The following is a 26,373-nucleotide window of genomic DNA, read 5'->3' as shown; positions in this document are numbered from 1 at the left end:
CGCGTGACGATAAGTTTCTCTGCAGATTGCACCTTTTGATATTCGCGGTGCAGTGTGTTGCCTAGATCACTTTTGAATGAACGAAGGATGTCTCCAGACTATGGCCACTTCAGAAACCGGCGCGCTCATGAAAGACGGCGCCTTCAAGGTGGATTCCCCGTTTCAGCCAGCTGGGGATCAGCCCAAAGCCATTGATGGGCTGGTGGACGGTATCCACTCCGGCCTGGCACACCAGACGCTGTTGGGTGTGACCGGCTCGGGCAAGACCTTTACCATTGCCAACGTCATTCAGCAGGTTCAGCGGCCGACCATCATCATGGCCCACAATAAAACCCTGGCGGCCCAGTTGTACGGCGAGTTTCGTGAGTTTTTCCCGGACAACGCGGTGGAGTATTTCGTTTCCTACTACGACTACTACCAGCCTGAAGCCTATGTACCATCGTCCGATACGTTCATCGAGAAAGACGCCTCCATCAACGAACATATAGAGCAGATGCGTCTGTCGGCGACCAAGGCCCTGCTGGAACGGCCGGATGCCATCATCGTTGCCACCGTCTCCTCCATTTACGGCCTGGGTGATCCCCAGTCCTATCTGAAAATGATGTTGCACCTGGACCGGGGCGACCAGATCGACCAGCGTCACATTCTCCGGCGCCTCGCTGAACTGCAGTACACCCGCAACGACGTTGAGTTTCACCGGGCAAACTATCGGGTGCGGGGGGATGTGATCGATGTGTTTCCGGCGGAATCCGAGAAAGAAGCCATCCGCATTGAGTTGTTCGATGACGAGGTGGAAAACCTCAGTTACTTTGATCCCTTGACCGGTGAGGTTCTCCGGCGTGTGCCCCGTGTCACCATTTATCCGAAATCGCACTATGTCACGCCAAGGCAGAAAGTGCTGGATGCCGTTGAGCGCATTAAAGTCGAGCTGGATGAGCGCCTGCAGCAACTAAGGGACAACAACCGCCTGGTGGAAGCGCAGCGTCTGGAAGAGCGCACCCGGTATGACATCGAGATGATGTTGGAGTTGGGCTACTGCAACGGCATCGAAAACTACTCGCGGTACTTGTCCGGTCGCCAGCCGGGCGAAGCGCCTCCGACGTTGTTCGATTACCTGCCAGCCAATGCGATGCTGGTGGTGGACGAATCCCACGTCACCATTCCCCAGATCGGCGCCATGTACAAGGGCGACCGGTCCCGCAAGGAAACCCTCGTGGAGTATGGCTTCCGACTGCCTTCTGCGCTGGATAACCGGCCCATGCGCTTTGACGAGTGGGAACGAATTGCGCCGCAGATGCTGTTTGTCTCCGCCACCCCCGGCAACTACGAAGCCGAGCACGCAGGGCAGGTGGTCGAACAGGTGGTGCGGCCAACCGGACTGCTGGATCCGGAAATCGAAGTTCGCCCGGCCTCTACTCAGGTGGACGATCTGCTCTCGGAAATCGGCTTGCGCACTGACGTCAACGAGCGGGTTCTGGTAACCACGCTCACCAAACGTATGGCCGAAGATCTGACCGACTTCCTGATGGAGCATGATATCCGTGTGCGTTACCTGCATTCGGACATCGATACCGTAGAGCGTGTTGAGATTATCCGCGACCTGCGCCGGGGTGAGTTTGACGTACTGGTGGGCATCAACCTGCTGCGGGAAGGTCTGGATATGCCCGAGGTATCCCTGGTGGCTATCCTGGATTCCGACAAGGAGGGTTTCCTGCGTTCGGAACGTTCGCTGATCCAGACCATTGGCCGCGCCGCCCGTAACCTCCACGGCAAGGCGATTCTCTATGGCGATCGGATCACCGGTTCCATGCAGCGGGCGATCGACGAAACCGAACGCCGCCGAGCGAAGCAGGCGGCCCATAACGAGGAGCATGGCATCACGCCGCAGGGTCTGAACAAGAAGATTGCGGATATCATGGAAGGTGCCGGTGGTGGCGGTGGCGGCGGTGGTCGCGGTCGCCGTAAGGCCGAGCGTCCGGGCGAGAAGGCCGCCGAGGAGGCAGAGAAGTACCGTGCCAAGGCGGGTAACCGCTCTCCGGAAGAGGTTCTCAAGGAGATCACCCGCCTGGAAGACGATATGTACAAGGCCGCCGCGGATCTGGACTTCGAGACGGCTGCGCGGTTACGGGATGATATTTCCGAGCTTAAAGAGGCCGCCTTGCGGACCGGCTAACGCCTTGGTCCTACTATGACCGCTGCCTGCAACGGTTGGTTCTTGCCGTATCGGGACATGCGGTCGAACACCCGGCGGTCTACCGGCAGGTATTGCTTGTCTGCGACGGTCTCACCAACCTCCGTATCAATTTCCGGGTCGTGCAGGTATACAAACTGATCATCCATCGCACATACCGTCACCCAGTGTGGCACGCGGCTGCGATTCAGTTGCCAGGTGCTGATCAGGATCACCGGCACACGGCCATCGTGGAGGGCAGCCTCCATACCATCCAGGGTGAGCGGGTCGTGATGGAGTTCGATGCCAGTCTGGCCGATGTCGTAGAGAAAGCCTTCGTGTACCAGTTCCAGAACCCGCTTTTTGTCGTCGTTGCGAACCGTATCCTTGAATAGAGCACCCTCTTTGCTGATGTAGGCGCTGGCGTGGAAACCGCGGTGCCAGGCAGCCAGTGCCAGGCCGTGGGGGCCGCAGCCGCCGTGGCCGGCGAGCATAAAGATGGTGGTGGCCTCACGCCAGAGTTTCAGTTCTTCCAGGGTGGTCATTGGCTGCTGTTCATCCAGGGCCGCCATGGCCATGATCAGGGCTGCCGGGCCGCAGGAGAATTCTGTGGTCTGGGGGTAATAGGGTACCGCCGGAAATTCCCGCGAAGGTTCGTAGAACAGGATACGACGCTCGAAGCGCAGTGCGGTGCCGTGGTCTTCGTAGTAGTCCCGATAGGTGCCGAACTGGCGATAGCCCAGGCGTTGGTAGAGCCGTATCGCCGGGGAATTGCCTTCCCGCACTTCGAGTCTCATCACGATGCGGCCGGCGTCGACGGCAGCCTCTTCCGCTTCCCGAACCAGTTGCTCGCCGATGTTGCGACCGCGTTCGGCCGGTAATACCGCAATGGAATAGATTCGAGCCAGCCGGGTTGCAGCGCTCATCAATACAAGGCAATAGCCCACAAGCTCGTCGCCGGCCACGGCAACAATCAGGCGATCCCGGGGCATATCCAGGAAGCGCCGGAAGCTACGCCGTGAGATCCGGTCTTCGGTGAAGCAGCGATCTTCCAGCTTTACCAGTGCGTCCAGATCATCGCTTGTGGCGTGACGAAAAACGAGGGATGTCATAGTGAAAGAACTCTGGATACCTCAAATGTGGCGGCTTCGCCGGACTTAGCTTTGACGGCTATTATGAGTGAGTGCTGACGTTGCCGATAGCGTGCAATCATGCGTAAAAGCACGCATTTCGTGCTAATTGTAGGCTAAAGCGTTCCGGCGTATTGTTGCGAGATTGTACAGGCACCGTCGATGCATGGTGGGCCTGTGTTCCTCACGCTTCCGGCACTGCCTTCATGGAGGAATGCCACTGATGTCACGATTGTTGATTGTTGTTGACCGCGCCAAGGACTGGGCGCCGTATTACCCCAGTGAAGACGTGCTGACCTTTGATCAGTATCTGCAGTTTTCCGCGCCCACCTCCAGCCGGGTGCGGGTGATCAACCTGTGCCAGAGCGCCCGGTACCTCAGTCGTGGCTATTACTGTTCGTTGCTGGCCGAGGCTCGTGGCCATCATGTGGTGCCGTCTGTGATGACGCTCAACGACCTCAGCCGCAAGGGGCTGTTTTCGCTGCAGTTGGATGAACTGGATGCCAGCGTCATCAACTGGCTTGAGGCGGCCGGGGCGGAGATCGAGCCCGCCGGTGAAAACAACCACGCCACTCGCGAAGTGCGTGTCCGCACGTATTTCGGGCAGGCGGAACATGGGGATTTGAAGCCGGTTGCCCGCGCGTTGTTTGAGCGTTTTCCGTGCCCGGTTCTGGACGTGGTGTTCCGCCGTGGCAAAACCTGGCAGATAGCGTCCATGAAGCCGGGTTGTCCAGCGGACCTGAAAGGGAAAGAACAGGATGCCTTCGCGGCGGCGTTTGACCGTTTCAGTAGCATGGTCTGGCGCAAGCCCCGCACCCGCCGTCGTTATCGGTTTGATCTGGCGATGCTGGTCAATGAGGACGAGGAAATGCCTCCCAGCGACAAAGAGGCTCTGGAAAAATTCGAGAAGGCTGGACGTAAGCTGGGCATCAACGTGGAGCAGATCGGCCGCCGTGACTATATGCGGCTGCCGGAATACGATGGGCTGTTTATTCGCGAGACCACAGCCATCGATCATCACACCTATCGTTTCGCCCGCAAGGCCGAGGCAGAAGGCATGGTGGTGATTGACGATCCAGTGTCGATCCTGCGATGCACCAACAAGGTCTATCTGGCCGACCTGCTGAACAACAACAAAATCCCGACGCCGAAAACCCTGATCCTTTCCAAAGACCAGAAAGACAGTGCTGAACAGGTGATTCGCGAGCTGGGCTTTCCTGCCGTTATCAAGATTCCTGACGGCGCCTTTTCGCGGGGAGTCACCAAGGCGGAGGATGAAAAATCGCTGCGGGCGGGCCTGAAAGAGCTGTTCAAACAGTCCGCGCTGGTATTGGCCCAGGAGTACCTTTACACCGACTATGACTGGCGTATTGGGGTGCTTGGCGGCCGGGCCATCTATGCCTGTAAATACTACATGGTGGAGGGGCACTGGCAAATCTACCAGCACGGTGGCGCGGAAGTGGACAGCGGTGGTTTCGATACCATGCCGACGTACGAGGTGCCCCGGAACGTAATCCAGGCAGCGCTCAACGCCACACGTCTGATCGGCAATGGCCTTTACGGTGTGGATATCAAGCAGTCCGGTAACCGTGTGGCAGTCATTGAGGTAAACGACAACCCCAGCATTGACGCAGGCGTTGAAGACCGGTTTCTGGGTGGGGAACTTTACACGCTGATCATGCAGGAGTTCCTGTCCCGCATGGAGGAAAAGCGGCGTCGCTAAACGCCCTGTCAGTTCTCAGTATGAGCGTGCCAGATTCTGAGGCTGCCGAACCAGGCGTAGCGGGCCAGTTCCTCGCTGATTCTATGGGCGTCAGGAAGCGCCTCGGATTCAGGGATCTCCATAAACAGTTCCATATGAACCCGGTTGCGGAGATAGTGAAGCCGTAGCCGGTTGTTGGATGGAAGATTGTCGATGTGTTGCTGGAGTGCCTCGCGGATTTCTGCCCGGGCAGGAAGCTGCTCGGAGGTCTGGGGATGGATTTCGTCGTTCTCGGCATCAATGTGGAAATTGATGTCGAGAATGTTGTCCAGCGAATCACGCATGGCTTTTACCACCTGCATTCCTATTTGATGGCCCTCCGAAACGCTGATCTCCGGCGACACAACGAGGTGCACATCCAACAGGATGTCGTGTCCCATGCGGCGGCTGCGAAGTTCGTGCACGTTACGCACGCCGTCAGTCTTACTGGCGATGTTTATCAGTGCTTCGGTATCTTCCGGGGACAGGCCTGTATCGACGAGCTCTTTTACGCTGTCCCAGGTGAAGCGCCATCCGATGTGAATGATGATTCCGGAGATAATCACTGCCGCGAGAATGTCCAGCCACAGATAGCCCAGCATGGCGCCCATGGTTGAGAAGAGCACCACCACGGATGAGAGGGCATCGGTGCGACTGTGCCAGGCATTGGCGATGATGAGGTCCGAGCGGATCGCGATGCCAACCTGGCGGGTGTAGCGATAGATCCATTCCTTGCTGGCAACGGATATGAAGGCCGCTGCCAATACCGGCCATTCGGGAATGTTCACGGTGCCACCGTCAAGGAGGCGCAGGGTGTTGTCCCAGGCCAGGGCTGCGCCCACCGCAATAAGAATGCTGCCGAGCACCATGGTACCCATGGTTTCTATGCGTTGATGGCCATAAGGATGATCCTGGTCCGGTGCCTGACGGGAAACGCGCATGACGCCTAGCACTACCAGATCCGATGCAACATCGGTAAACGAATGAATACCGTCCACCACCAGCGCTTGGGAATGAAACAGCGTTCCTGCGATAACCTTAATGAGGCCCAGTACGCCATCCAGCACCATTCCGACAAACGTCACGCGCGACGCTGCCTTGCGCTCCTGGGAAAGTCCCTTGTGTTCTTGGGAGGAAAAGGACTGTTGGTCTGCCATTCGAGAGTCTCCAAAGGGGCAGTTAGTCAGTATAACGAACAGCATCGCTGTATGTTTTATGCACATGGGCGGAATCGCTGAATAACGTGACACCCTCTGATCGATTCGTCTTTCACTACAAAAAATGCGTCATAACGTGTTGATAAATATAGACAAATAAACTGATCAAAAAATGATCAATCTGTAGACTGGCGCGAATATCAAGGGTTCAGCCGCGTTGCCCCGCGATTTTCAACAGGGTTATCCACAGATTCCGTGGAAAAGGTCACAAGAGCTTAACGCTACAGACATTTAGCCGTCATATTTAAGGTGTAGGGCGATGCTGTGGAAAACTTCCGGTATACTCCGCATCGTTCTCGATCAGGGAGATTCTGTATGTATGGCATTATGCGCGAACTACTGTTCCGGCTGCCACCGGAGACTGCTCATAACCTGACATTGTCAGGGCTTGATATGGCAGGAAAGCTCGGGTTGCTCCAGGCGCTCGTCAGCAAGCCGGAGCCGCTGCCAACCAGGGTGATGGGCCTGGAGTTTCCCAATCCCGTTGGACTGGCTGCGGGCCTCGACAAGAATGCTGATCATCTGGATTCTTTGGGCGCATTGGGGTTTGGGTTTATCGAGGTGGGCACTGTTACGCCTCTGGCCCAGCCTGGTAATCCGAAGCCGAGAATGTTCCGGTTCCCTGAGCACAGCGCCATTATCAACCGGATGGGCTTCAATAACCAGGGCCTTGAATACCTGCTGGATCGCGTGGACAAGCGCCGTTACGCCGGCGTATTGGGTATCAATGTTGGCAAGAATAAGGCGACACCCAACGAGGAATCCGAATCAGATTACCGCAAAGGTATTGCAGCGGTGTACTCCCGTGCTGACTACATCACGGTGAACGTCTCATCCCCCAACACACCCGGTCTGCGGGACCTTCAGTTCGGTGATTCTCTCAAGGGCCTGATGCACGCCATTAAGGAGGAGCAGGCACGTTGTGAGAAGGAGCATGGACGGTATGTGCCGATGGCGGTGAAAATCGCTCCGGATATGGACGACGACGGAGTGCGTTTTGTGGCCAACGCCCTGAAAGCGTCGGGGTTGGACGGCGTCATAGCCACCAATACCACCATCAGCCGTGAGGCCGTCGCCGGGCATCGGTACGCGGAAGAGACTGGGGGGCTCAGCGGGGCACCGGTGAGGGCGTCTTCCACGCGGGTGATTCAGGCACTGTATGCAGAACTGGGAGAGTCGTTACCGATTATCGGGGTAGGCGGCATTACTGACGGTGACAGCGCGGCTGAGAAAATTCGTGCCGGCGCAAAGTTGGTGCAGATTTACACCGGTTTTATCTATCGTGGGCCGGCATTGATCCGGGAGTCGGTCAACGCGATTCGACGCTTGACTTGATGCGGTGGTGAGAACGGTGTGCCATGAGGTGTGCCAGGAAGTGAGGCCAGAAATAAAGTGGGCCCGCTTAGCGGGCCCGTGCGGGGAATAAACCCCGTGGCGTGTCATCGCATGGTACGGGTCGGGAGGACCCGTTTGGGTTGCTCTGGGTACTGCGTCAAATTGTGTAGTGTTGAAAGATCAGATTAAAGATTCGGGGTGCTGACAAACGGCGCTATGCCGTTACGTTTGCCAGTCTGTGGATGCCGGATACGCCGGTCATGCCCTCCCATTGATCTGTGCGGCCTTCTCGCCACCCGTTGAGCCATTCCTGGCGAACTTCCGGCTGTTCCAACGGGCAACTGTCTTTTGCTTTACCGGACACACCGGCCAGGTAACCCCGTTTGAATGCACGAGCGTACATATCTCTTTTCTGTCTTTTCATGCCGTTCCTCACTGATGGATTAACAGAACAAGCGTGTACACATCTGCCGTGGCCGGGACTTGGGGCAACCCTTCCGGGGTAACCCACTATTGTCAGGTATGGCCAGAGCAGTCAGGATCCTGTTAACAGAGAGCCCTTTGTTGGCTCTCCGGAACGACGCGTCACCTACAAGGTAAGACTAAGCCAGCGCCCTTGTACACTATTTATTTCATCTATATGAAGCTTCTCTTATAGTTGTGTGACATAACAAGCCCGTGAAAGCCTCGGAAAATGCGCTAATCCCACGACCTTAGCCATCGTAGAAACGACTCAGGAGTCGAACGTGTCAGACCTTAACTTTTTCGTAACCTGCCCCAAGGGCCTGGAGTATTTGCTGGAGGATGAACTGCGTACCTTCGGCATGGACCCGGTCCGGAACGCACCGGCAGGTGTCTGGGCCAACGGCACCCTTGAAAGTGGCTATCGTGCCTGCCTGTGGTCGAGGCTCGCAAACCGGGTCATCCTTCATCTGGCGGATGTGGACGCCACCTCCGGTGACCAGATGCTGGGTGGTGTAACGGACCTGGAGTGGCAGCAGCATATTCCGATGAATGGCAGTTTCCGCGTCAACTTTGTGGGGCAGAACGAAGCCATTCGCAACACGCAATACGGTGCCCAGCGAGTGAAGGATGGCATTGTGGACCGTCTGCGCAGTGCCAGTGGTCAGCGGCCTTCCGTGGACGCCAAAAACCCGGATGTAACGGTGTCCGCACGCCTGAACCGCGGCAAACTGTCGGTTGGCATCGATCTGAGCGGCGACAGCCTCCATAAGCGTGGCTATCGCACGGAAAAGGGGGCAGCACCACTGAAGGAAAACCTGGCGGCGGCGCTGCTGATGAGATGCGGTTGGCCGGAACTGGCAAAATCCGGTGGTGATTTCATCGACCCTATGTGTGGTTCCGGTACGCTGGTGATTGAGGCTGCCATGATGGCTCTGGATCTCGCACCTGGCCGCAAGCGTGAACGTTTCGGTTTTGAGCGTTGGTTGGGCCACCAGCCGGAACTCTGGCTCTCACTGCGTCAGGAAGCCGAGAAGCGCGCCTACGTCGGTAAGCAGGGCATTGAGGGGCGCGTTCCTGCCTTCCTGGGCTTTGACCAGGATCGAGGGGTGATACAAACCGCAGGGAACAACCTGCAACGGGCTGGCCTGGAAGGCATCGTAACCATCAAGCAGCAAGGAGTTGACCAGTTCAGCCGCGAAGAGGCCTGGGCCGAGACTGGCCTGGTGCTGGTTAACCCCCCCTACGGCGAGCGCCTGAGCGAACGCAAGGAGCTGGGTGGTCTTTATCGCAGCCTGGGTGAAGCCGTTAAGGAAGCGTTGCCGGGCTGGCGGTTTGGCGTATTCACCGGTGCGCCCGAGTACGGCAAATCCATAGGCCTTCGCAGCTACAAGCAGTACCGTCTCTACAACGGCAAGTTGCCGGCGCAGTTGCTGTTGTTCAATGTGGATGACGCCAGCGCCATGACACCACGGGAGCCCGATGTGCCGGGCGAGGTGACGCCCCGCATCGCCAATGAAGAGCGCGCGGCGATGCTGCGCAATCGCCTGAAGAAAAATACGAAGACCGTCGGCCAGTGGGCCCGCAAGCAGGGTATCGGCTGTTACCGGCTGTATGACGCTGATATGCCCGAGTTTGCACTCGCTATTGATGTCTACGAGGGCCGTGTCCACGTTCAGGAGTACGCTGCTCCCAAGTCAGTCGACGAGCGTTCCGCGCGGGAACGGTTGGCCGAGGCTCTGGCGGTGATTCCTGACGCCATCGGTGTCGAGCGGGAAGACATGGTCTGCAAGCAACGACAGCGGCAGACAGGTACCAGCCAGTACGAAAAGCAGGCGGCCAGCGGAGAGTTTTTCAACGTTCACGAACATGGTTGTGTTCTGAAGGTGAATCTCAAGGACTACCTGGATACCGGCCTGTTCCTGGACCATCGCCCGGTACGCAACTGGATTCAGCAGAACGCTGCGGGTAAGCGGTTTCTGAACCTGTTCTGTTATACCGGAGCGGCCACCGTGCACGCAGCAGTCGGCGGCGCGACCCGTTCACTGAGCCTGGATATGTCGAAAACTTACGTGAACTGGGCTCAGGAGAATCTTGCGCTTAACGGTGCGGATGCGTCCCATCACCGGGTGGAGCAGGCAGATTGCCTGGCGTGGCTGGCGGGCAAGCCGACCAGCGATCAGCGTTTTGACCTAATTTTTATGGACCCGCCTACCTTCTCGAACTCCGCCCGCATGGCTGGGGTACTGGATATCCAGAAAGACCATGGCAGGTTGATACGCCAGGCGATGCAGCGGCTGACCTCGGAAGGCCTGCTGATTTTCTCGACCAACTTCCGGCGCTTCAAGCTGGATGAGAGCCTGGAAGAGGAGTTCGCCATTGAAGAAGTGACCCGCGACACCCTGGACCGGGATTTTCAGCGCAATGCGCGAATTCACCGATGCTGGCAGGTCAGAACTCGTATTTAAACCCGGTTGAGAACTGGAAGGTGTTCGCGCCGGTTTCGGTGTCTTCAAACAACCGGCCGCCTTCCAGGACGATGAAACCATTATCGATAACCTCGAAATCCAGGCCAAGCAGCCAGCTCACGCTGAAGGAACTGTCCGGATACTCGTCCGCGATTGAGGCGTAGGGCGAGCCATCGTCGGGATCGGCTTCCCGGGCCTTGCCAAGCGGGGTGAGGGTGGCAACCCCTTGCACGTGGGAGAAGCCGAACTGGGCGTAGGCGTTGGCGTAGTCGGTGATCGGATAATGGCCGCCAATGTACCAACTGGCGAAGTATTCGATGTCCAGTTCCAGTTCGTTGTCGATTTCGGCGGTGGTGGTACCCGCACCTGCGCGGATCTCCACGTGAAAATACTCGGAAATATGCGTTCCAAGCACGATGGAGCCCGTGGTCGACCAGGCTGTTTCGAGGGTGTTCTGGCCTACAGACCGGTGGTTGAGGCCGGTGGCCAGAACGCCGACATAGGTCATGCCTTCGCGGGGCGCTTTATCCTGTGCGCTGGCCATGACCGGTGTGAGCAAAGCTGCGGAAAGCGTGGCGGCCGTGAAGAGGTGTCGCAACAGCGTGTTCATTGTTATTGGGCTTCCTGGCGTTGTCGGATTCCGACAGATTCTGCCTTCTGTAACTGTTTGTTACGTCGACCCAAGTCACAGTTCGCATTGCCAGCGACGTTGTAGGATAGGGCTCAGTCGAAGAAGCCTTCCTCACGTGCAATCAATAACAGTGCATAGACCCCGTTTTCGGGCAGTTGAGGTTCCAGGCCTTCGTCGGACAGCAGTTGCCTGCGGCGGTCGTCCAGCGCTTCCCGGGGCAGGGACGTGACCAGTTCTTCCATGCCCGCGATTTCGAAGGGCGCGTCCATGGCGACGGCGGTGAAGATCAGGTCCACCAGGATTTCGTCCGGGTCCATGCCGTCCACGTAAACCGTCTGGTCGGGCAGGTCCTGATGAAGCTCCTGGGCCAGTTCGATCAGCGGCACTCCCTGTTCTTCCAGGTAGAGCAGGTCGATATCGCCCAGGTCGGCGTCTTCCGGTATCCATTCGTCGGCCGGGGCGATGACGACGGTTTTCATCTGCCCGTCTTCCAGTGACCAGGCCATGGCCACGGGGAACAGAACGTCGTCGGTCTGGCAGTATTCGATATCAAGAAAACGCGGTGCGGGCAAGGTACACTCTCCGGGTAGCCGGGCTGCGCGGGCAGCCGTTTTGTACGGATATGACGTCGGGCGCCATCATGCCATACTGGCGCCGCAATTATCAGTTTATCAGGGACATCATGGAACACGCTGAATTTAACACCGATTTGCTCGAATTTCTGAACGCTTCGCCGACACCCTGGCACGCAGTGGCCAGCATGAAGCATCGCCTGGATGAGGCTGGTTTCAAGGCTCTGGATGAGAGAGAAGACTGGGAACTGGAAGCGGGGCAGGGCTATTACGCCATCCGTAACGGCTCATCCATCGTGGCGTTTCGCACTGGTCGCCGCGACCCCGCGGAAGCCGGTATTCGTATGGTGGGTGCCCACACCGACAGCCCCTGCCTGAAGGTGAAACCTAACCCGGAACTGCGCCGCAAGGGGTTTTTCCAGTTGGGTGTGGAAGTCTACGGCGGCGTGTTGCTGAATCCCTGGTTTGACCGCGACCTGTCGCTGGCGGGCCGGGTGACGTATGTGGATGAGTCCGGATCGGTGAAGGATACGCTGGTCGATTTTCGCAAGGCTGTGGCCTACATCCCCAGTCTGGCCATTCACCTGGACCGGGAAGCCAACAGCAACCGCACCGTGAATCCGCAAACGGATCTGCCGCCGGTACTGATGCAGGTGCCGGAAGATGACACCACAAGCTTCGCAGATCTTCTCACGGAACAGTTGGCCAATGAGCAGCCGCGTATCGGAATTCGTAAAATCCTTGGTTACGAACTGGGTTTTTACGACGCCCATCCGGCATCGATCGTGGGCCTGCGCGATGACTTTATTGCCTCGGCCAGGCTGGACAATCTGCTGAGTTGCTACATCGGGTTGCAGGCGCTTATTGAGTCATCCGGCGACGAGCCGGCGCTATTGGTCTGTAACGACCATGAGGAAGTGGGCAGCGTGTCGGCGGAAGGTGCGCAGGGGCCATTCCTGTCCGCAGTTCTCGATCGCTGGTGCGGCAAGGGGCGGGCACGGGCGATCGCCCGCTCGATGATGATCTCCGCGGACAACGCGCATGGCGTTCACCCCAACTACATGGACAGGCACGATGAGAACCATGGTCCGATCCTCAATCGGGGGCCGGTCATCAAGGTCAACCACAATCAGCGCTACGCGACCAACAGCCGCTCCGCTGCGCTCTACCGCCACATCAGCGATGAACTGGACCTGCCATACCAAACTTTTGTGGTGCGCAGTGACATGGGGTGTGGAAGCACGATCGGCCCGCTGACCGCCGGCAATCTTGGGGTGACAACGCTGGATATCGGTGTGCCGCAGTTTGGTATGCACTCAATCCGGGAAATGGCAGGAACCAGAGATGGGGTTACGTTGTTCCGGGTGCTGCGGGAGTTCATGCAGCGAGAGGAGGTGCTGTAAGTGGCTCCCCGAGCTGGGCTCGAACCAGCGACAAACGGATTAACAGTCCGTTGCTCTACCAACTGAGCTATCGGGGAACAAAGTCGGAATGGCGCGCATAATAGGGGCTTTGCCCGGCGGCGTCAACCCCATGAATTGAAAGGTTAAATTTTGTACGACCACAATCTGTATTACAAGCCACCCCTGTGGTTGCGCAATGGCCACGTTCAGTCTGTCTGGCCGACTCTGTTTCGCAAGGTGTCACTGACAGAGCCGGTCAGGGAATCGCTGCCAACGGAGGACGATGACGAGTTACATCTGGATTGGTATCGCCAGGGGAACGACCGGTTGGCGGTGTTATCCCACGGCCTGGAAGGGCACAGTCAGCGCCCTTACATGCAAGGATTGGCGCGGGCGCTGTTGAACGACGGTTGGGATGTATTGGCCTGGAACTTTCGTTCGTGCGGCGGTGTGATGAACCACCAGCCCCGCTTTTACCACAGCGGCGCAACTGGCGACCTGGACAGGGTCGTGCAGCATGGACTTGCTCAGGGATATGGAAAAGTGATGCTTTCGGGCTTCAGCATGGGCGGTAACCTCACACTGCTATACCTCGGGCAGAAATCAGAGCAGGTGGATAGCCGTATCTGCGGCGCTGTCACCTATTCCGTACCCTGTGACCTGGCCGGCAGTGCGGATACGCTGGCCCGGCCCAGTCGGCGTATCTACATGCAACGTTTTCTGCGCGACCTTCACGTGAAGATGGAAGAGAAGTCGAAACGATTCCCGGGGCTGATCGATATTGCCGGGTTCGAGAAAATTCGCAGTTTCCATGAGTTTGATGACCGCTACACCGCCCCGTTACACGGTTTCCGAGATGCCAGGGACTATTGGGCCAACTGTTCTGCCTTGTGGGCCCTCAAAGACATCCGTGTGCCGGCGCTGATGGTTAACGCTGCCGACGACCCGTTCCTGTCCCGGCAATGTTTTCCGGAGTCCCGTGCGCAACTGGGCGCTTACGTGCGGCTGGAGGCGCCCCGTTGGGGCGGCCATGTCGGCTTTGTTGAGCACGTTCAGGATGGTTATTACTGGTCGGAACGGCGGGCTGTGGCGCATGCCCGCACGCTGGTGGCTTAAGGCAGGGCTATTCCCTGAGCATGGGTTCCAGCACCGGCCAGATGTTATCGAGCAACTGACCCTGCGCTTCCGCCGTCGGATGAATGCTATCGCCTTGCATCATGCCCTCCTGGTCATAGATACCTTCCAGGAAGAAGGGGAGCAGTTCGGTCTCGTATTCGTCGGCAAGTTCGGGGTAAATGTCCGCGAAGGCGCGGGTATATCGCTGACCGTAATTGGGCGGAATCTGCATGCCCACCAGCAGGGTTTCGGCGCCTGTCTCTTTTACCTGCTCAATCATCCGGGCCAGGTTTTGGCGGATAACGTTGGGCGGAAATCCTCGCAAGCCATCGTTACCACCGAGCTCGATGACAACAATGGCCGGTTCGTTCTTGTCCAGAAGATCCGGCAGGCGGCGCAGACCGCCATCGGTGGTTTCGCCGCTGATGCTGGCGTTCACCACCTGCCAGTGGTCCAGGCCCTCGCCCTCGAGCCGTTCCTGAAGCAGAGCCACCCAGGATTCCCCGGTTTGCACGCCGTAGGCTGCGCTGAGGCTGTCTCCAACGATCATCAGTGTGCTCTGGCTGGCCTGAGCCTGCGCACCAATACACATTAAAGCGAGAAAAACTATTGATCTCAGGCGTAAAAATACCGTATGCATAGAGGTCCTGTGTTCAATACAACCGTTGTGGAGAGCTCGTGAGCGACTTAAGTGATCACAAACCGGATAATGTCAGCCCCATGCTGAAAGTCAGTAACCTGACGCACAAGGTCAGCCTGGAGACAGATACGTTGACGATCTTGCAGGGGGTCAGTCTGGAAATCAACCGGGGTGAATCAGTCGCCATTGTCGGGCGCTCCGGCTCCGGAAAAACTACGTTGTTGGGGCTGTTGGCCGGATTGGATACCCCGTCCGATGGCACCGTTGAACTTGATGGTTCGGTGATCAGCAAGCTCAGTGAGGATGAACGCGCGAAACTCCGGTCCCGCCGTGTTGGCTTCGTGTTCCAGTCATTCCAGTTATTGCCGGCCCTGACCGCGCTGGAGAACGTTATGCTGCCGCTGGAGCTGGGCGGTTTCGATTCTCCGAAAGCCAAAGCAAAGGAGTTACTGGAACGGGTCGGGCTTGGCGAACGGCTCTCTCACACCCCGAGGCAGCTTTCCGGTGGCGAACAGCAGCGGGTAGCCATTGCTCGCGCCTTTGCCTCCGAGCCGGCCATCCTGTTTGCCGACGAACCCACCGGTAATCTCGACAACCGCACTGGCGCTGACGTATCCGACCTGTTGATGACCCTGAATCGGGAGCAGGGCACAACACTGGTCATGGTGACCCACGACGAACGGCTTGCCGCCCGCTGTGGCCGACAATTCAATATCGAGGCCGGTGTATTGACCGAACCTTCGACGGCCCCTCAGCCAGAAGCGGTGAACTGATGGCGGCTTCTAAGAAACTCATGTCGGTCAAACGTGACTGGCGCGAACGGGATGTTCGTGTCGTGCTCTCGGCGCTGATCATCGCGGTTGCCACGGTAGCAACCATTGCCCTGTTCGCCAGCCAGTTGCAGCGCACCCTGGTGTCGTCAGCCAGCTCTTTTCTTGCTGCGGATCGCCAATTGGAAGCGGAAAACGGCCGGCCGATTCCTGAGAGGTGGATGCAGGAAGCCGAGCAAAGAGGGCTGGAAACGGCCCGTATGGTCGAATTCTCCACGATGGTCTTTGGTGCCGGGAATTTCCAGCTGGTGTCGGTCAAGGCGGTGAACAACGAATACCCGCTGCGGGGCGAAGTGGAATACCAGGAGGGTGCGGAGGCACCGAGGCAAACGGTTGCTCATGGCCCTGCGCCGGGCGAGGTCTGGATCAACCCGCGTTTGCTACGGCTCCTGGAGCTTGAACTGGGAGACACCCTGGAGGTTGGTAATCAGGGGCTGACCATTGCCGGCCTGCTGGTGCGTGAGCCGGACGGCGGCTTCAATATGTCCGCTCTGGCGCCAAGGGTAATGATGCACGCGGATGACGTTGGCGCAACCGGTGTGATTCAGGAGGGCAGCCGGGTTGAATACGTGTACCTGTTTGCCGGTGAAGAAGCGTTGCTCAACGATTACTACGGTTGGCTGCAGCCACAACTGGAGCCCAGCCACGAGTGGGAGGGTGTGCGTGATGGCGAGACCTTCTCCCGCTCCCTGGAACGGGCTGAGCGTTTTCTGTTGCTGGGTGGCAGCCTGGCGGTGATGTTGGCGGCGGTCGCCGTGGCGGTCGCCAGCCGTCAGTACGCGTTGTCGCAACGGGATACCGTGGCGCTGCTGAAAACACTGGGGGTTCGCAGCCAGGGGATAGGTCGCCTGTATTTGCGTCGATTGGCTCTGTGGGGTGTCGTTGGTGCCGTTGGCGGCCTGTTGGTGGCCTTACCCCTGTATTGGCTGCTGTCCAGCGTGTTGGGGGATGTGCTGGAGCGGCAGATAGACTACCAGATTGATCCCAATGCGTTGGCGCCGGCACTTTTGACGGCGTTGGTGTCGCTGTTTGCCTTTGCGTATCCACCCATTCGAAGGCTGCGGAACGTGCCGGCGATGCGGGTGCTGCGAAGCCAGCCTGGCGAATCCGGCCGCGAAGCGATTCCCGACCTGGTGATTGCAGTCGTCGCAATCTTTGGCTTGGTATGGATGTACGCCAGGGAAGTGTCCCTGGTGCTGTCCCTTCTTGGCGGGCTTGCCTTGTTGCTCGGCACTCTGGGCCTGCTTGGGTGGTTGATGGTCACCACACTGCGTCGCATCAGTGGTGGTGGGAACGCCTGGCGGCTGGCACTTGTCGGTCTGTACCGGCATCGCAGGGCCAGCCTGTCCCAGATTGCGGTCTTCGCCATGACGTTGATGCTGGCGGCCACGCTGATCCTTGTCAGAACGTCCCTGCTGGACGACTGGCAGTCGCAATTGCCTGAAGACACGCCCAACCACTTCCTGATCAACATCGCCCCGGAGGCGGTGGATGAGGTGGATGAGTTCTGGGCGGAACGTGGGCACCCTCTGGAGAAGCTGTATCCCATGGTCCGTGGCCGGCTTACTGAGCTGAACGGGCAGCCGGTGAAAGAAGCCGTGACCAAGGACGAACGAGTCGGGGCCCTTAACCGCGAGTTAAACCTGACCTGGATGGAAGAGCTGCCAGACGACAACGGCATTGTTGCTGGCCAATGGTTTACGAACGGGCAGACCGACGGTGTCTCCATTGAAGCGGAACTGGCTGGAAAGCTCGGTGTAGAGGTGGGGGACGAGCTTGGGTTCACCATTGGCTCGGAGAAGATCACGGAAACCGTTACCAGTATTCGCACCGTCCAGTGGGACAGCATGAAACCCAATTTCTACATGGCGTTTCCCCCGGGAGGTGGTCTGGAAGACATGCCCGCCACGTGGATTACAGCATTCTATCTGCCGGCGGACCTGAAGTCCCAACTTAACGATTTCTCACGCCGGTTTCCCACGGTTTCCGTGCTCGAAATCGACCACGTGATTGAGCGTATCCAGGAAATCGTACGGCAGGTTACCCAGGCCATCGAAGCGATATTGGCGTTGATCCTGGCCGCCGCCCTGGTGGTGATGGCTGCGGTAGTCAGTGCCACCATGCAGGATCGGCAACGGGAAGGTGCGCTGCTGCGGACTCTGGGCGGCCGACAGACACTGCTGGTAAGGAGTACCATGCTGGAGTTCGCGCTGCTGGGATTCTTTGCCGGTATTCTCGGCGTTGCGGCAGCAGAAGCCGCTGTCTGGGCACTGCAGTTCCGCATGTTTGAAGGCGAGTTCCGTTGGCACTGGCAGACCATACTGCCTATCCCACTATTCAGTGCCCTGGTGTTGGCGCTGTTCGGTCGCTGGCAATTGAAGCCCGTACTGAGCGTATCGCCGATGCTCCTGCTCAGGCGACTTGAATAGCAGAGGCGATTCCGGAGTTAACGGTAGTTGGAGAGAATTTCATCCAGTCTGCCGTTCTCCTGGAGCGCTTGAAGTTCTCGGTTAAAGGCGTTGGCGAAAGGTGCCCAGTCCTTCCGAAGCATCAACCGGAAACCGTATTCGCTGAGTTTGGTGGACGTTGTTGTGAATTCCTTCTGGAGCCCCTCGTTCCGCAATATCCACTTGCCAACCAGGCGATCTGCGATCGCGGCGTCGAGGTCCTCGCCATGAAGGACGTATCGGAACATGTCCCGGTCCTTGGAGACATCAAAACGTTTGATGTCTCCAGATTCAAAGAAAGGCTCCAATGTGGGGTAATGGTAACCGAGGTGGGTAACCAGGGTTTTTGAAAGCAGGTCTTCAGGCACTTCAAACTGAAACGCTGAATGTTTCGGGACAAACAGGACTTCCTCAACGTTAACCACGGGGTCTGTGAAGACAAAATCCTCCGGGTTGTCAGTCCACTCCCTCGCTCGGGTAGTGCCGTCTAGGTAGCCGTCCATTAGCATCTGGTCGACACGTTTGCGGGGAACCTGTTCGGCGACAACGCGATAGTCCAACCGCTCCGCAATCAGGGCGACCACATCCCACATGATGCCGGACTGCTTATCACCCTCTGTAATCAGGTAAGGAGGATAGCCATTCGGCGAGACGTTGAATCGGAATACGCGCTCTGCGTCCTGCGAAGACGCATCCTCGGTAGCGAGTGCAGTTGCACCAAACAGGGACGAAAGCAGGAGTGTCAGTGACGTGATGGCGATCGGGATAGGCCGGCCGGATGAGTCGTTGCGCATAGATGCGAGGCTCTGTTTCAAGAAGACATTCTAGCCCGGCTACATCCCTGCCAGCTCCAGCAGAATTGTCACTGTTTCCACGGTCAATTTCAATGACACGATTGGAATGTTTTTGCAGTGCCGAGTGTCAGCCTTTATTTCCTGAAGAGCCTGAAACACCCGGCTGGAGCCGGGTGCACGGCGTTACCTGATCAGGCCCAGGCGCGCTTCAGAACTGAGCGAGCATCTTCGAGGCTGACCTCTTTTGGGTTGAACATTATGGCGCCGTCGTCCATGGCCATTTCGGCGATGATATCAAGCTGGTGCTCCTCAACGCTGCCGGCTTCCTTGAGGGTGCGGGGCAGCTTGCAGCGCTTATGGAGCTCATCACGCAGTTTGCGCAGCGCGGAAATGCTGGCTTCCGCGCGGCGGCTGGCCGGTGTGGCGGAATAGACATCAGGCCCTTCGAGGTAGAGCAGAAGCTCGCCCAGCGGCGCCCGGATAGACTCGAGGTTGTACTCCAGTACATAGGGCAGGTACAGGCTCATGCACAAGCCATGGGGCAGGTGGCAAATGGCACCGGTGGCGTGTCCGAGGGCGTGAACCAGTCCCACCATGGAGTTTGAGAACGCAATTCCCGCCATGGTGGAGGCCTGCGCCAGCTCCAGCCGGCCATCGCTGTCCTTCGGGTTATCCATAACCTGCAGCAGCGAGGTGCTGATCTTTTTGATCGCCGCAGTGGCATAGGCATCGCTAAGCGGGTTCTTGGCCATGCAGGTGAAGGCTTCCGTGGCATGGGTCATGGCGTCCATCGCGGTGGCAGCCGTGATGTGTGGAGGCAGTGTCAGTGTCATCCTGGGGTCTATTACGGCCGCATTGGGTAGCAGGAATGACGAAGTAAAGGGGAGTTTCACTGACTTGGTTGTATCGGTGATCACGGCTACCGATGTTACTTCCGAGCCCGTGCCGGCGGTGGTTGGAACCACCAGGAATGGTTTCAGGGGATGCTTGATCACCCCCGCACCACTGTAGGCTGCAATGTCGTCGCCACCCTCTGACACCAGAATGTTCACGGCCTTGGCGGTATCGATGGCAGAGCCGCCACCCACCGCAATGATGGAATCACATTTCTCGCTGCGATAGATTCCGGCGATGTCCCTGACCACGTCGGTGGACGAATCTGGCGGCACATCATCGTAGATGCTGATGATTTCCAACCCGCTTTCCTCGCAGGCCGCGACCACCGGGTCCAGAAGGCCCGCGGCCCTGACACCCTTGTCGGTCACGATCATTGGGCGCTTGGCGGCAAGACCGGTAAGCTCGTAGGGAATATGCTCAAGGGCCGCTTTGCCGGCGATGACTTTGACCGGGCAGAAAAACTCGTAATATTGGTTCGTCATTATGCTCTCACCGTCTCGACAAATTGGGTTGCAACCTTGAGATAAATACGGGCTGCGCTGAGGAGCTTCTCAGGCAGGTGAAGGTTTGAGGGATATTCCTTTACCGCACGTTTCGCCACCAGCTTGGGCAGGATGAAGGTCTCAAGCCGATTGAGGACGCGAGTCATGCGGATGGCGTAACTGATATCGCCATCAACCAGCATGCGGTCGTTGGCGAACGCCACCGAGGTTTTCTCCTGGAACGAGAGCACCAGGAAAGCGTGAGCGATGTGCTTGAACTGAATGGACAGATCCACTGGGCGTGGTGCCGAGTCCCCGTGGTAATGAAAACGGCCATTCCCCGTGTGTTCAACAATGAGTCGTGACCCGTCTGGCATCACCATCATTTCAAACAGGAAGCCATCGGGCAGGGCCCGGGCTTCCTTTTGCACCGCAGAATCAATTTCACTGACAGCCTGGAGCGCACGCCCCATCACCTGGAACATCAGCTCCACATAAAGCCGCCGGGCCTGGAACACCATCGGCTGGATACGTTTCGCAAGCATGGCAATCGTCCGATTGTTGTTTAAGTACATCGATTTTTAGAGTTATTGCTCTAAAAGTCAATGCGGACGATGACGTCAGTTCTGCGTCAGTTGGGCCAGCTTGCGTTTTGCCTCCTCGGCCACCTCGCCGCCGGCTTCTGCTGCGGTGCTGTAATATTGGATGGCTTCCTGGCGTTTACCCTGCTTTACAGCAACGTCCCCCAGCCGCAGGTAGGCGATCGATGTCGGCACAACCTGATTGGCCTGGCTCAGGTGTTCGCGGGCTTTGTCATAATTGTTCAACTCCAGAGCATTCAGGCCGCTGTGAAGCTGGTAAGTGAACATCTCCGGATACAACGACGTGGCCTTGTCGAAGTCCGCGGCGGCTTTATCAAGGTTCTCTTTGGCCCGGTAGATGCGACCGCGGAGCGAGTAGAAAGCGGCTTCTTCCGGTTCTACCTTGATGGCCTCATTCACTTTGGCAAGCGCTTCGTCCAGCTTGTCGTTACCGGCCAGTTTCATGGCTTCGTCATAGGCATCGTAAGCAGGCTGGCGGCTGCGCAGGAAAGACAGTTTTTTCTCGTAGGTATCTTCGCCCCGATAGCCGCCCGCGCCAATTTTATCGACCAGTTCCTGGTTTTCACGAACGCGTTTCTGTGACGGCGGGTGAGTGGCGAACATGCCTTCAATGAAGCTTGTGTCACGGTCCTCGGAGAGCCGTACAAACACTTCCTGCAACTCCACCGCTGCCTGTGGGTTGTATCCGGCTGCTTTCATGTAACGAATGCCGTAGTGGTCAGACTCCAACTCATCTCCCTGGCTGTATTGGGCGAGTGCGAGCTGCGCCCCCATGGCCGCGCCGCCCATGATCAGGCCGGCCCATTCGTTATCAGACAGGGCAAAACCCAACCCCGCCACGCCTGCGCTGATCAACATGCCTTGCTGCATGCGCTGGACACTGTGGCGAGCGGCGGCGTGAACTATTTCATGGCCAAGAACCGACGCCAACTGGGCCTCATCCTCCAACTCCATCAACAGACCCCTGTTGATGGCAATCTTTCCCCCAGGAAGCGCCCAGGCATTGGGAACACTGCTGTTGAGAACCACAAACTCGTAGGGCAGGTCGCGACGGTCACTGACCTTTGCCAGCTTCTGGCCTACCTGACTGACGTACAGGTTCAATTCCGGGTCAAGGTAGAACTGGCCGCCCTGGGTTTGCTGAGTTGGCTTGTACTGCTCGCTGCCGATGGAAAGCTCCTGGCTTTCGGGAATCAGTGACAGCTGCTTTTCGCCAGTGACCGGGTTGACTGAGCACCCGGCAAGGAAGGCCACCACCACAAAAACGGTAAGATGTCGAAAGCCTGTGTGAACGTTCACGATAAACTCCTTGTTTGAATACCTGGGCAGACCCTGGTGAATATCCGCGGTCGCCGTTGCTGGGCATTGGGATGTTTATACCATATCCCTGTGAGCGGCTGTGATGCTACCCGTAAGGGCCTGTTGTGTGGAGGCTTTGTCGGCTTTGCGGTATGATCAAAGACTCCAATTCCCGTTTCATACCGCATCCGGAACGACTTCATGAGCAACTATCTGGAACTCATCGCCCTGGTCTGGTTTTTGATCTGCTGGCTAGGCTACTCCGAGTACTCCAGACGCAAGGCCAATGATCGACCCTGCCTCTCCAACACCCTCGACCTTTACCGTGAAGACTGGATGCGCGTGATGCTCCGCCGGGATAATCGTATATCCGACGCCTCCGTGGTGGGTAACCTTGAGCGCAACGGTGCCTTTTTCGCATCCAGCTGCCTGTTGATCCTGGCCGGTATCATCACGGCGCTGGGGTACACCCAAGAGGTCATGGAAGTGTTCAGTACCATGCCGTTTGGCACCTTGCCCAGCCGGGAAATCTGGGAAATGCGGATGGTCGTGTTGATGGTGATCTTCATCTACGCGTTCTTCAAGTTCACCTGGTCCATGCGGATGTACAACTTCGTCTCCGTGCTGATTGGCAGCGCACCGCTGACAACCGATACCAAGGCAAGTCCTGCTGCCCGGGAAGCCTTTGCAAAGAGCGCCGGAAGGGTTTGCAATCTTGCTGGCGATGCCTTCAACCTTGGGTTGCGCTCTTACTATTACGCATTGGCCGTGGTCTCCTGGTTTATCCACCCGCTGGTATTCATGGGTGCCTCTACCTTGATTGTCATCGTTTTGTACCGTCGGGAGTTCCGCTCTACCGCGCTGAGGGCGCTGCGAGCCGGCAAGGTGTTCGAGGAGCCGCTGCCAAAGTCGGACACTGAGAAAGAAGCTGGTAAAGAAACCCAAAACTGACCTGATGAGCCTAACGTTATGAAAGACTCCATGAGGATGGACCGGGTCCGCCGGTTTATTGGAACCCTCAACCAGGGACGGGAACTGGGCCTGACAGTGACATCTGCAAAAGCAGATCAATTGACGCTATGCCTTCCTTACAGTGACCGCATTATCGGCAACCCGGATACGGGCGTTATCCATGGTGGTGCCATCACAACACTGATGGACACCACTTCCGGTTCCGTGATCATGTGCAGTCTGGATGACTTCGAGTTGTGCCCGACGCTGGACCTGAGAGTGGACTACATGCGCCCGGCGGAACCACACAAGCCGGTCTATGCCCGCGCTGAAACCTATAAGGTTACCCGCAACATTATCTTTACCCGCTGTGAGGCCTATCAGGAGCCGGGGGAGACCATCGCCAACTGTGTCGGCACTTTCATGCGTATCGGTAAGGAAGCAACCCCGAAGTCGTTCCGCGACTTGATCACTGGAGGCGAAGAATGACCAATCCGGAAATCCTCCGCTATACCCAGGACACCGGGGATTTCTCTCGAATGCTGGAGAGTATCCCCTACGCCCGTTTCATCGGCCTCGAGTGCGACCGTTTTGGCGACGACCTGATTTTTCGCCTTCCCATGAAAAAGGAAAACCTGGGTAACCCGATACTGCCAGCTATCCATGGTGGGGTGATCGGTGGCTTCATGGAGTTGTCAGCGGTTATCTATCTGATGATGTCCCAGGAAGCTCTGAGAATGCCCCGCATCGTGGATTTTTCACTGGATTACCTTCGTGCTGGCCTGAACCGCGAGACGTTCGCAGAATGTCAGCTCACCCGCCAGGGCAACCGTGTAGCCAATGTGATGATCACCGCCTGGCAGAAATCTCGCTCCCAGCCCATCGCGACCGCACGGGCGCACTTCCTGCTGGACGACTGAATTCATCTTGTCGGGGTTGAAATACCCCTTCTGAACCCCATTTCCCATCTCAACATGCTTGGCTTTGGTGCAAGCAAGCAGGTGGGGATGGCTTTCCGAAACGCGCCTCGAGACGTCCCTGTGCGGCTCGGGCTCCGCCATCCATGGCTCCGCACGGTTTCGGAAAGCCATCCCCACCTGCTCGCGCCGGCCTAGGTGCTTAAATGGAAACTACTCCACAGTTGGGTGGGGTGGCTGGGTAAACTTTTCCAAAACCCTGCGGAGCCATGGATGGCGGAGCGTACATGGATGTATTCACAGCGTGTTTTGGAAAAGTTTACCCAGCCGCACCACTCCTCCGAACCTACACAGCAGGAGACAAAACAAGCCATGACGGTTGAATCGCAAAAAGAGACCCTGGGTTTTCAGACCGAAGTTAAGCAACTGCTTAACCTGATGATCCACTCCCTGTACTCCAACAAGGAAATCTTCCTTCGTGAGTTGATTTCCAATGCGTCGGATGCGGAAGACAAACTGCGTTTCGCTGCATTGAAAGACGACAGCCTGTTCGAGGGCGACCCGGAACTGAAAATCCGCCTCGACTTCGATGCAGAAAAGAATACCGTCACGCTGAGCGACAACGGTATCGGCATGAACCGGGACGATGTTATCCAGAATCTGGGCACCATTGCCAAGTCCGGTACTGCCGAGTTTCTCAAGCAGCTTTCCGGTGACGAGAAGAAAGACAGCAAACTGATCGGTCAGTTTGGTGTTGGCTTCTATTCCTCATTCATCGTGGCCGATTCCGTGGAAGTCTTTACCCGTCGCGCCGGCGCTCCGGTGGAAGAGGGCGTTCACTGGCAGTCCGCTGGTGATGGTCAGTTCACCATCGAGAACGTGGACCTGAATGAGCGCGGCACGCAGATTGTCCTGCACCTGAAGGATGACGCCAAGGAATTTGCCGACGGTTTCCGTCTGCGCAACCTGGTGAAGAAGTACTCCGATCACATCTCCTTCCCGGTCTTGATGAAATCCGAATCCGAGGAAGAAGGTGAGAAGGGCGAGTATGAAACCGTCAACGACGCCACCGCCCTGTGGACCCTGTCCCGCAGCGAGATCAAGGACGAAGAGTACAAAGAGTTCTACAAGCACATTGCCCACGATTTCGAAGACCCGCTGACCTGGTCCCACAACAAGGTGGAAGGCAAGCTGGATTACACCAGCCTGCTGTATGTGCCTGGCCGTGCACCGTTTGACCTGTATAACCGGGAAGCGCCTCGTGGCCTGAAGCTTTACGTGCAGCGCGTGTTCATTATGGACGACGCAGAGCAGTTCCTGCCGCTGTACCTGCGCTTCACCAAGGGTGTGATTGATTCCAACGACCTGTCACTGAACGTTTCCCGCGAGATTCTGCAGAACGACAGCACCGTCGAAAGCATCCGTACAGCAGTGACCAAGCGGGTTCTGGATATGCTGTCCAAGCTGTCCAAGAAAGAGCCGGAGCAGTACCAGAAGTTCTGGAATGAATTTGGCACTGTGCTGAAGGAAGGCCCGGCGGAAGACTTCAGTAACCGCGAGAAAATCGGCGGCCTGCTGCGCTTTGCGTCCACCCATACCGGTGAGCAGGCGCAGACCGTGTCTCTGGACGAGTACATCGGCCGTATGAAGGAAGGCCAGAGCAAGATCTACTACATCACGGCCGACAACTTCATGGCGGCCAAGAGCAGTCCACACCTGGAAGTGTTCCGCAAGAAAGGCATTGAAGTGCTGATCCTCTCTGACCGCATTGATGAGTGGATGATGGGCTACCTGAACGAGTACGATGGCAAGCAGTTCCAGGACGTTGCCCGTGGTGATCTCGACCTTGGCGAAGTGGAAACCGAGGAAGACAAGAAGCACAAGGAAGAGGCGGCCGAGGAACACAAAAACCTGCTGGAGCGCATCAAGACGGCACTGGACGATCGGGTTCAGGAAGTGCGGGTAACCAACCGCCTGACCGATTCACCGGCCTGCCTGGTGGTTGGCGACTTCGACATGGGCGCGCAGATGAAGAAAATCATGGAAGCGGCGGGCCAGAAAGTACCCGACAGCAAGCCGATTTTTGAAATCAACGTAGAGCACCCGCTGGTTCAGCGCCTTGAGAACGAACAGGGCGGGGACCGTTTCAAGGAACTGTCTGCGGTATTGCTCGACCAGGCCACATTGGCCAGTGGTGAGCAACTGCAGGACCCGGGCGCGTACGTGAGCCGCCTGAACCGCCTGCTGCTTGAGCTTGCCAACTAAGGCC

At 57.5% G+C, this 26,373-nt stretch carries 22 protein-coding genes and 1 tRNA gene; 12 read left to right on the top strand and 11 right to left on the bottom strand.

Going from position 1 to position 26,373, the window contains the following annotated elements; all coding sequences use genetic code 11:
- The first annotated feature begins 127 nt into the window (after positions 1–127).
- Complete coding sequence (uvrB, locus tag R1T46_RS16105) at positions 128–2,173, top strand: excinuclease ABC subunit UvrB (RefSeq protein WP_317308323.1); 2,046 nt, start codon at positions 128–130, stop codon at positions 2,171–2,173.
- Here the strand turns inward: uvrB and R1T46_RS16100 are convergent.
- Positions 2,170–3,282, bottom strand: coding sequence for a GNAT family N-acetyltransferase/peptidase C39 family protein (locus R1T46_RS16100; RefSeq protein ID WP_317306157.1), 1,113 nt, complete (start codon positions 3,280–3,282; stop codon positions 2,170–2,172). The two genes, uvrB and R1T46_RS16100, sit on opposite strands and share 4 nt — an antisense overlap.
- A 241-nt stretch (positions 3,283–3,523) precedes the next feature.
- Here R1T46_RS16100 and R1T46_RS16095 point away from each other — a divergent pair, with 241 nt between their 5' ends.
- Complete coding sequence (locus R1T46_RS16095; RefSeq protein WP_317306156.1) at positions 3,524–5,023, top strand: RimK family protein; 1,500 nt, start codon at positions 3,524–3,526, stop codon at positions 5,021–5,023.
- 8 nt (positions 5,024–5,031) lie between these two features.
- Here the strand turns inward: R1T46_RS16095 and R1T46_RS16090 are convergent, their stop codons facing one another.
- The gene (locus R1T46_RS16090) at positions 5,032–6,198 is read right to left on the bottom strand and encodes a cation diffusion facilitator family transporter (protein ID WP_317306154.1); all 1,167 of its coding nucleotides are present in this window, start codon (positions 6,196–6,198) and stop codon (positions 5,032–5,034) included.
- A 375-nt stretch (positions 6,199–6,573) separates the two neighbouring features.
- Between R1T46_RS16090 and R1T46_RS16085 the strand changes: the two genes are divergently transcribed.
- Positions 6,574–7,593: a quinone-dependent dihydroorotate dehydrogenase gene (locus R1T46_RS16085; RefSeq protein ID WP_317306152.1), complete on the top strand. Its 1,020-nt coding sequence runs from the start codon at positions 6,574–6,576 to the stop codon at positions 7,591–7,593.
- A gap of 214 nt (positions 7,594–7,807) precedes the next feature.
- On the opposite strand, the gene rmf is transcribed toward R1T46_RS16085, so the two are convergent.
- A complete protein-coding gene (rmf, locus tag R1T46_RS16080) occupies positions 7,808–8,017 on the bottom strand; it encodes a ribosome modulation factor (RefSeq protein WP_040474610.1) in 210 nt (69 codons plus the stop codon).
- Between the two features lie 322 nt (positions 8,018–8,339).
- On the opposite strand from rmf, the gene rlmKL reads away from it, so the two are divergent.
- Entirely contained in the window at positions 8,340–10,523 is a 2,184-nt protein-coding gene (gene rlmKL / locus R1T46_RS16075; protein WP_317306150.1) for a bifunctional 23S rRNA (guanine(2069)-N(7))-methyltransferase RlmK/23S rRNA (guanine(2445)-N(2))-methyltransferase RlmL, read from the top strand.
- Here rlmKL and R1T46_RS16070 read toward each other — a convergent pair.
- Together R1T46_RS16070 and R1T46_RS16065 are read right to left on the bottom strand one after the other, a co-directional pair.
- Positions 10,507–11,133: an outer membrane beta-barrel protein gene (locus R1T46_RS16070; protein WP_317306149.1), complete on the bottom strand. Its 627-nt coding sequence runs from the start codon at positions 11,131–11,133 to the stop codon at positions 10,507–10,509. The genes rlmKL and R1T46_RS16070 overlap by 17 nt on opposite strands.
- Positions 11,134–11,246: 113 nt before the next feature.
- Positions 11,247–11,726 (bottom strand): hypothetical protein, encoded by a 480-nt coding sequence (locus R1T46_RS16065; protein ID WP_036208396.1) that lies wholly within the window; start codon positions 11,724–11,726, stop codon positions 11,247–11,249.
- A 110-nt stretch (positions 11,727–11,836) separates the two neighbouring features.
- Here R1T46_RS16065 and R1T46_RS16060 point away from each other — a divergent pair, with 110 nt between their 5' ends.
- Entirely contained in the window at positions 11,837–13,129 is a 1,293-nt protein-coding gene (locus R1T46_RS16060) for a M18 family aminopeptidase (protein WP_317308322.1), read from the top strand.
- A gap of 1 nt (position 13,130) precedes the next feature.
- Here R1T46_RS16060 and R1T46_RS16055 read toward each other — a convergent pair.
- A tRNA-Asn gene (locus R1T46_RS16055) sits at positions 13,131–13,206 on the bottom strand.
- 73 nt (positions 13,207–13,279) lie between these two features.
- On the opposite strand from R1T46_RS16055, the gene R1T46_RS16050 reads away from it, so the two are divergent.
- Positions 13,280–14,245 carry a YheT family hydrolase gene (locus R1T46_RS16050; protein WP_317306147.1) on the top strand — a complete coding sequence of 322 codons (966 nt, stop codon included), beginning with the start codon at positions 13,280–13,282 and terminating at the stop codon, positions 14,243–14,245.
- A gap of 7 nt (positions 14,246–14,252) precedes the next feature.
- Here the strand turns inward: R1T46_RS16050 and R1T46_RS16045 are convergent, their stop codons facing one another.
- Positions 14,253–14,885: an arylesterase gene (locus R1T46_RS16045; RefSeq protein ID WP_407070133.1), complete on the bottom strand. Its 633-nt coding sequence runs from the start codon at positions 14,883–14,885 to the stop codon at positions 14,253–14,255.
- Between the two features lie 80 nt (positions 14,886–14,965).
- Here R1T46_RS16045 and R1T46_RS16040 point away from each other — a divergent pair, with 80 nt between their 5' ends.
- Both R1T46_RS16040 and R1T46_RS16035 read left to right on the top strand, forming a co-directional pair.
- On the top strand, positions 14,966–15,658 hold the full coding sequence (locus R1T46_RS16040; protein ID WP_082040509.1) for an ABC transporter ATP-binding protein: 693 nt from the start codon (positions 14,966–14,968) through the stop codon (positions 15,656–15,658).
- Positions 15,658–18,144, top strand: coding sequence for an ABC transporter permease (locus R1T46_RS16035; RefSeq protein ID WP_317306144.1), 2,487 nt, complete (start codon positions 15,658–15,660; stop codon positions 18,142–18,144). Before R1T46_RS16040 ends, R1T46_RS16035 begins: the two co-directional genes overlap by 1 nt.
- Positions 18,145–18,161: 17 nt before the next feature.
- Here the strand turns inward: R1T46_RS16035 and R1T46_RS16030 are convergent, their stop codons facing one another.
- From R1T46_RS16030 to R1T46_RS16015, 4 genes are all read right to left on the bottom strand, one after another.
- A complete protein-coding gene (locus R1T46_RS16030) occupies positions 18,162–18,956 on the bottom strand; it encodes a substrate-binding periplasmic protein (RefSeq protein WP_317306143.1) in 795 nt (264 codons plus the stop codon).
- Between the two features lie 191 nt (positions 18,957–19,147).
- Entirely contained in the window at positions 19,148–20,335 is a 1,188-nt protein-coding gene (locus tag R1T46_RS16025; protein ID WP_317306142.1) for an iron-containing alcohol dehydrogenase, read from the bottom strand.
- Positions 20,335–20,880, bottom strand: coding sequence for a hypothetical protein (locus tag R1T46_RS16020; protein ID WP_036208377.1), 546 nt, complete (start codon positions 20,878–20,880; stop codon positions 20,335–20,337). Before R1T46_RS16020 ends, R1T46_RS16025 begins: the two co-directional genes overlap by 1 nt.
- 75 nt (positions 20,881–20,955) lie before the next feature.
- Positions 20,956–22,236, bottom strand: coding sequence for a M48 family metalloprotease (locus tag R1T46_RS16015; RefSeq protein ID WP_317306141.1), 1,281 nt, complete (start codon positions 22,234–22,236; stop codon positions 20,956–20,958).
- Between the two features lie 201 nt (positions 22,237–22,437).
- On the opposite strand from R1T46_RS16015, the gene R1T46_RS16010 reads away from it, so the two are divergent.
- The 4 genes from R1T46_RS16010 (at position 22,438) to htpG (ending at position 26,369) form a co-directional block, all read left to right on the top strand.
- Positions 22,438–23,187 (top strand): DUF599 domain-containing protein, encoded by a 750-nt coding sequence (locus R1T46_RS16010; RefSeq protein ID WP_292046169.1) that lies wholly within the window; start codon positions 22,438–22,440, stop codon positions 23,185–23,187.
- 18 nt (positions 23,188–23,205) lie between these two features.
- The gene (locus tag R1T46_RS16005) at positions 23,206–23,676 is read left to right on the top strand and encodes a PaaI family thioesterase (protein WP_317306139.1); all 471 of its coding nucleotides are present in this window, start codon (positions 23,206–23,208) and stop codon (positions 23,674–23,676) included.
- Positions 23,673–24,107 (top strand): PaaI family thioesterase, encoded by a 435-nt coding sequence (locus tag R1T46_RS16000; protein ID WP_317306138.1) that lies wholly within the window; start codon positions 23,673–23,675, stop codon positions 24,105–24,107. The genes R1T46_RS16005 and R1T46_RS16000 overlap by 4 nt, the downstream gene beginning before the upstream one ends.
- A gap of 369 nt (positions 24,108–24,476) precedes the next feature.
- A complete protein-coding gene (gene htpG, locus R1T46_RS15995) occupies positions 24,477–26,369 on the top strand; it encodes a molecular chaperone HtpG (protein ID WP_317306137.1) in 1,893 nt (630 codons plus the stop codon).
- Positions 26,370–26,373: the final 4 nt, after the last annotated feature.

The sequence above is a fragment of the Marinobacter salarius genome, assembly GCF_032922745.1.
Lineage (GTDB): Bacteria > Pseudomonadota > Gammaproteobacteria > Pseudomonadales > Oleiphilaceae > Marinobacter.
Note: the sequence above shows the minus strand (reverse complement) of the source record. Positions and strands in the feature narration are given on the sequence as shown.